Here is a 6,179-nt window from a genome sequence, read left to right as displayed (position 1 = left end):
TTTTTATGGTGTAAAAAAGCTGGAATTTGGATGTGGATAATTTATTTATTTTCTGGTTACTTGATTGTTCAAATTCTCATGAGCGCATTTTCTGTTTATGTAGTTTACCCATGCTACTTATTGAAGTGCGGAATGTGGGATAAAAGATTCTCGAATAGTTTCATGCTATTAATAAATGTTAAATAAGCAGTTATTTCCCACCTACAGCAGATTGCAACTTGGTGGGGTAAAAATTATCGTAAGGGCAAATGGACTTACTCTACAAGAAGCCGCGCATAGCGCGGTTTCGATCTTGTACGTATAATTTATACCTTGAAAACGCTATATGACTGATAATCTACCGATAAGACCTGAACAAGTTGAACTCATACCTGAGATAGATACACCAGTCTCCGAGAGTCATATCCTTAAATTGTTCACAGATGGTTATGACTTAACCAAGGAGTTGCAAGAATATTTCCATATTAGTTATGAAGGTTTCGATGAGAGTTATCAAGAGCATATTTATAAGATTTCGATGTTAGAAGCGCCTGATATATGGTGGGTTGTTCACCATGAAGGTGAATATGGGCATAATGATGACGTTCATCTTATCGACTTTTCATCACCCAGTTCTGCAACTAAAAGTAGTCACAATTACGAGCATTTTCCACAAGAACTAAATACCTGGCTTGACGAATGGGTATTTGATGTTGATACGGAAAATGACTAATTGTTGAGTGACATATTATTTGAAGGTAGCAATAAAATTGTTGAATATTGTTGTTCACGTTGGCGCAGCCTGCCCGAAAAGCTTATGATTTATGAATACTTTTTTCCACAAAAAACCTGATTGCTTTTATGCAACCAGGCTCAAATGTTTATCACACAAACTTACACAATAGGTATTTAAATCAGAAGACTAATGGCAAGTGATTACACACTAGAACCTTCTAGATTCACTTTGACTACTTTGTTCTTTTCTGCTTCAGTTTTCGGTAGAGTCAGGTTGAGAATTCCGTCTTTGTATTCAGCAGTCACGTTAGTATTTTGAATCCGGGCAGGTAGAGGAATTACACGCTGGAATTTACCATAGTAGAATTCACTTATGGTGTAACCTTTTTCTTCTGTTTTAGTTTCAGATTTGCGTTCGCCACTGACATAAACAGCTTCTTCTGTCACTTGCACATCTAAGTCTTTAGCTTCTATGCCAGGAACTTCTAACTTCAGAAGAATAGCTTTTTCTGTTTCTTGCAACTCGGCAGCAGTAACTTTCACAGACCCGTTTTCCAACAGTTTAGATGGTGTGAAACTTTCATCAAATAAACGGTTGAGTTGGCGTTGGAGAGAATTAATTTCTTGCCAGGGATTGTAACGAATCAGTGTCATAAACTTTCCTCTTCTTTACTAGGTTTATTACTATTTATTTCAGGTCTTTATCCTTGCCTTTGATTCTTATATTAATTAGTAAAAACAAGACTGTAAATTCGGTTTTTTCCCTTTCCAAATGATGATTACCGAACCAAAATAATGAGTAAAATCAGGTGTGGAAAACTTGAATATTTTAGGTTCGGGAAACCACATTCTCTAGTTTTATCTGTTTATACCATTTCTTTATGAAGCTGCACTAAATTTTATTGACTTCTTCTTTCTTTGTGTTCTTTGTGTTCTTTGTGTTCTACCCTGCGGGTAGACACGAAGTGGCTTCTGTTCCCTGAAAGGGTTCCCGAAGGGTAAGTAGCCGCTGACGCGTCTATGTGGTTCGTTCCTTATATAATTAGGCGCATCTTCATACAGAATTGGTATTACACCCAAATTGCAACTAAATATCATAAATGGGATATAGATTTAATTGAACAAGGTAACTTGTTCGGGGGGACACTTTTTGAGTTGTGGTATATTCCAGAAATTGCGGGTTTAACAGGTAAAGAATTCTGGGATAAATTTAGAAAAGAAAGTCATCATGTTTTAATTTGGCTTTTCCCTGCTGATATTTCAGCAGATGACATGCGAGATAAAATTAAAACTGTTTATCAAGATTTACTACGACTATTTCAATATCGTCATAAAGTAGTGTGGGGATATTATCAAAGCTTGCACCAAAAAGCCAAACTGAAAATAGAATTTATTAAAGTCCAAACTTCAATCAACGCAGCGCGGACATTAGAAACCCAATTAAAAACAAATCAATTAAACTTAACTAATTTACAAACAACTTTAACCAATACCTTAGTTACCTTATCAGACTACACTATTGAATTAAACTATCTCGATGACCAAATTCGTAGCATTAAAACTAACTTAGAAAATTACAAATATCGCCTCGCGGAAATTAATCGTAAGTATCCAGGAAGTGATCTGAAATTTTTGCAACAATTTAGTGAAAGCGAAATCTACGGGAGAAAATATTTAAAGCAAGCAGAAACAGATTACGCTAACCTCAATCCAGGTTTAAACGTGCTGCAAAATCTCAGCAATACCTTGCAAAGCATTACTCAACTAGAACAAACCAAAAGCGATCGCAAACTCGATAATACCATTGCCCTTGTCGGTGTGGGTTTAGCAATTAGTAGTGTTACTGTTACCGTCGCTACAGCATACCTACCAAAACCCAAAGACTACTCAAATTACGACCTTTCAATCTTAATCTCACCAGCTTTTGTGTTTAGCGTCGTGTTTAGTGTGGGATGTACAATTTTAGGTTACAAAGCCATCCGCCGATTTCGCCGTTAAAGCTTTTCCTGGTAAACCTCTACTAGTTTGGGTAGTTCATCGGTCAGATCAACCAGCAATTACCAACAACAGTACATAGAAACTCCCCACAGCTACATCAAACTTTTGTATGCTGATTGTAAATAGGTCTTAATAGTTCTTTGAAAAACTTGTGCAAGAAGATTTTAGATTAATTGTTGATTTAGTATCAGTTCTCGCTGTCGCCGCCTGTGGTGGACTGTTAGCGGCGCTTTTAAAACAACCTGTTTTACTGGGGTATCTGATTGGAGGAGTTGTCATTGGTCCGTCGGGACTGGGACTAATTAAAGAATTAATTCAAGTAGAGACTCTAGCACAGTTTGGCGTAGCCTTTTTGTTATTTGCCTTGGGGGTCGAGTTTTCCTTTGCGGAACTCAAAAAAGTCAAAGCGATCGCCCTCGGTGGAGGTACACTACAAATTACCCTGACAATTGCCGTTACCGTTTTGGTATGCGGTTTAACGGGCGCTTGGGGAACTTTACCCGCAAAGGGCGTATTTTTAGGGGGAATTCTGTCTTTGTCTTCCACAGCAGTTGTTCTCAAATGTTTGATGGAACGCAATGAGACGGAAACACCCCACGGACAGGTGATGTTGGGAATTTTGGTGGTGCAGGATTTGGCTTTAGGACTAATGTTGGCAGTTTTGCCCGCTTTGCACCAACCAGGGGAATCGATTGTGATGGCGGTGCTGACAGCCTTAGCGCTGATTGGCTTGTTTGCAGCGGGTGCTGTGATTGCTGGTAAGTGGATTATTCCGCCTTTGTTGCGGATGCTAGCTCGCACAGAAAGCCGAGAGCTATTTTTATTAGGAGTAGTGGCGCTGTGTTTGGGAATTGCTCTGTTGACAGAATATTTAGGGCTGTCGATTGAAATGGGGGCGTTTGTTGCGGGTTTGATGATCTCGGAGGTAGAATACGCTGATCAAACCCTGACTTATGTAGAACCACTACGAGATATTTTCGCGAGTTTGTTCTTTGCTTCAATTGGGATGTTAATCGATCCAGTATTTTTGTGGCATAACCTGGAATTGATTCTCGGATTGGTAGCACTGGTATTTGTTGGTAAATTTTTAATTATTACACCCCTTGTTAAACTGTTCCGCTACCCTCTGAAGACGGCATTAATCACTGGCTTGGGACTGGCGCAAATTGGGGAATTTTCCTTTGTTTTAGCCAGTGAAGGACAGGCTTTGGGACTAGTTTCTCGGCACATATATTTACTGATTTTGGGAACAACAGCGGTAACATTGGTACTGACTCCTTTTGTGTTACGACTAGTACCGATTGTTTTTGACTGGTTAGAATCAATGCCTTGGCTAAAGCCCTATTTTAGTGGCGAGGGTAAGCCGTTGGAAGTAGCCGAGGAGTTACCAATAAAAGACCATGTTGTAGTTTGTGGTTATGGGCGAGTCGGGAAAAATTTGGTGAAATTGTTACAGCAACACAACTTACCTGTAGTGGTGATTGACCAATCTGAAAGTAGAATTCAAGAATTACGTGAGGCGGGAGTACCTTATGTGTATGGAAATGGTGTGAGTTTTCACGTTTTAGAAACTGCGATGGTGAGTCAAGCTAAAGGAATGGCGATCGCACTTCCCGATCCGATGAGTATTCGGCTTAGTCTCAAACGCGCTTTAGAATTATCTCCTGATTTAGATGTAGTAGTACGTGCCACCAGCGATAAAAATATTGAAGTTCTTTACCAACTGGGTGCAAGGGAAGTTGTGCAACCAGAATTTGAAGCCAGTATAGAAATGGCAACCTACATCTTAAATGCTGCGGGCTTCTCAAGTGTTGTTGTCCAACGGGAAATGCAAGAAATCCGCAACCGTCATTATTTAGATTTGCGTCCAGAACAATCAGCTTACCAAGTTTCCCGCCATTTGCGACGGGCGACTCAAGACTTAAATAACCGTTGGTATTCTCTACCAGAAACTTCACCCTTAATCGGTATGACTTTAGAAGAAGCCGATATGCGCTACTTAACTGGGGTAAGTTTAATGGCTATTCGCCGCGCCAGTGGGGAAGAAGTCGATTATCCCGATGCTACTACCAGATTAGAAAAAGGCGATCGCTTGTTGGTGGTGGGTTCGGCTGAGGAATTAGCAGCTTTAGAAGAATTTGCTCTTGGTAGAGCAACCGTTCCCGGAGACAATAGTGCTTGTCAGTGGGTAATAGTCAACGCCGATTGTCCAATGCTTGGTAAAACTTTGGCAGATTTGAAAATTCGTCAACAATTTGGGGTGCAAGTGCAATCAATGCGCCGCGATGGCAAGTTTATTCGCTTCCCCAATGGCAAGATGGAATTGCAAGCTCAAGATCAATTATTATTGTGCGGTAGTTTGACGAGTTTGAATTATCTGGAACAATTATTTGCTCCAGCAAATTCCCCATCGTCATCGGTTCCTGTGGTGAAAGCTAGTGAAGCGGAAGCTTTGAAAGAGTTTTTACCGATGGATAGTGTGATTGATTAAGCTTTTTATTCAGTTATTCAGTTATCAGTTCCGACTTTTTTAGGACTTACGCAACTGGCATATTATTTTAAGTTCGTAGTGAGGACTTTAGTCCTCAAAATAAGGACTGAAGTCCTTACTACAAGCAAAAAATTTTATTCTTTGTGACACTCGCGTAAGTCCTATTTTTGAAAAAGTTGGGGATCTGGGGGTCTAGTTTTGAAGTGAGCGATCGCGTTTGGTTTGGGAGGTTTTAAGGATGGCGATTGCTCATATTCCTTTGCTTACTGAGAAGGTTGTTGTTGTGCAGCTTGTCTAACATCATCTACAGTTAAACCTAAAGCCTGCGCTACCTGTTCCACAGTCAACCCAGCAGCTAACATTGGTGGTACAGCAAGTAACTTTCCTTCCTGTCTTCCTTCCTGTTTTCCTTTCTGTTCGCCTTCTGCAAAAGCTTGCTGATATACTCGTGTTTGCTTCAACTCACTTAATCCAAACATTTGTTGTATCTCCTCAATCTCCATACTGGGAAATTTATAAACCAATATCGTCTCTATTATTTGCAATAATTTTTGCTGTTGTGCTGAATCAACTTCCTGGCTGGTTCTAGTAATTAACTCCCTGGCTGAATCGATTGCCTTATCTTCATTTTCGATCACTAATTTAATCGTAGCAATGCCAATGGGTAGGGATTCAATCTCCCCTAACTCATCCAAATAAATACGGGTGACTCTCCCAGAAGCGAAAGACTCGCGGTAATGTATGGTTTTTGCCGTGTCGATGCTACGAGATGGATAAATTACCACAGCAAACCAATCATTTTCTGGTTGGTTTTGACGCAGGTATAAATGAACTTCTTTGACACTCTCCGCCCTATAAGTGCGGAGATTCTTGCTTCATCCGTCCTCCCTAGAAACCCGAATACAAAGTATTCAAATCTCCCCGTTTGGATACGTCCACAAGCACACACGGACTGCCCGACCGCGTTTGAAACGAT

General features: G+C 40.2%; 5 protein-coding genes and 1 pseudogene. 4 read left to right on the top strand and 2 right to left on the bottom strand.

From position 1 onward, the window contains the following. On the top strand, positions 1–186 hold a 186-nt coding region (locus ACE1AT_RS08285; RefSeq protein ID WP_374867162.1), incomplete at its 5' end, for a hypothetical protein. Positions 187–325: 139 nt separating this feature from the next. Then, positions 326–712: a hypothetical protein gene (locus ACE1AT_RS08280; RefSeq protein ID WP_374867160.1), complete on the top strand. Its 387-nt coding sequence runs from the start codon at positions 326–328 to the stop codon at positions 710–712. A 203-nt stretch (positions 713–915) separates the two neighbouring features. Here ACE1AT_RS08280 and ACE1AT_RS08275 read toward each other — a convergent pair whose 3' ends face one another. Then, the gene (locus tag ACE1AT_RS08275) at positions 916–1,368 is read right to left on the bottom strand and encodes an Hsp20/alpha crystallin family protein (protein ID WP_374867157.1); all 453 of its coding nucleotides are present in this window, start codon (positions 1,366–1,368) and stop codon (positions 916–918) included. Positions 1,369–1,734: 366 nt separating this feature from the next. Here ACE1AT_RS08275 and ACE1AT_RS08270 point away from each other — a divergent pair, with 366 nt between their 5' ends. Together ACE1AT_RS08270 and ACE1AT_RS08265 are read left to right on the top strand one after the other, a co-directional pair. Further along, on the top strand, positions 1,735–2,712 hold the full coding sequence (locus tag ACE1AT_RS08270; protein ID WP_374867155.1) for a hypothetical protein: 978 nt from the start codon (positions 1,735–1,737) through the stop codon (positions 2,710–2,712). 151 nt (positions 2,713–2,863) lie between these two features. Continuing rightward, entirely contained in the window at positions 2,864–5,203 is a 2,340-nt protein-coding gene (locus ACE1AT_RS08265) for a cation:proton antiporter (protein ID WP_374867152.1), read from the top strand. A gap of 263 nt (positions 5,204–5,466) precedes the next feature. On the opposite strand, the pseudogene ACE1AT_RS08260 reads toward ACE1AT_RS08265, so the two are convergent. After that, positions 5,467–6,039, bottom strand: a pseudogene (locus ACE1AT_RS08260) (Rpn family recombination-promoting nuclease/putative transposase); the annotation flags it as partial. Between the last annotated feature and the right edge of the window lie 140 nt (positions 6,040–6,179).

The organism is Pelatocladus sp. BLCC-F211 (assembly GCF_041928655.1).
Taxonomy (GTDB): Bacteria; Cyanobacteriota; Cyanobacteriia; order Cyanobacteriales; family Nostocaceae; genus Pelatocladus.
This window is presented reverse-complemented; position numbering and strand designations above follow the sequence as displayed.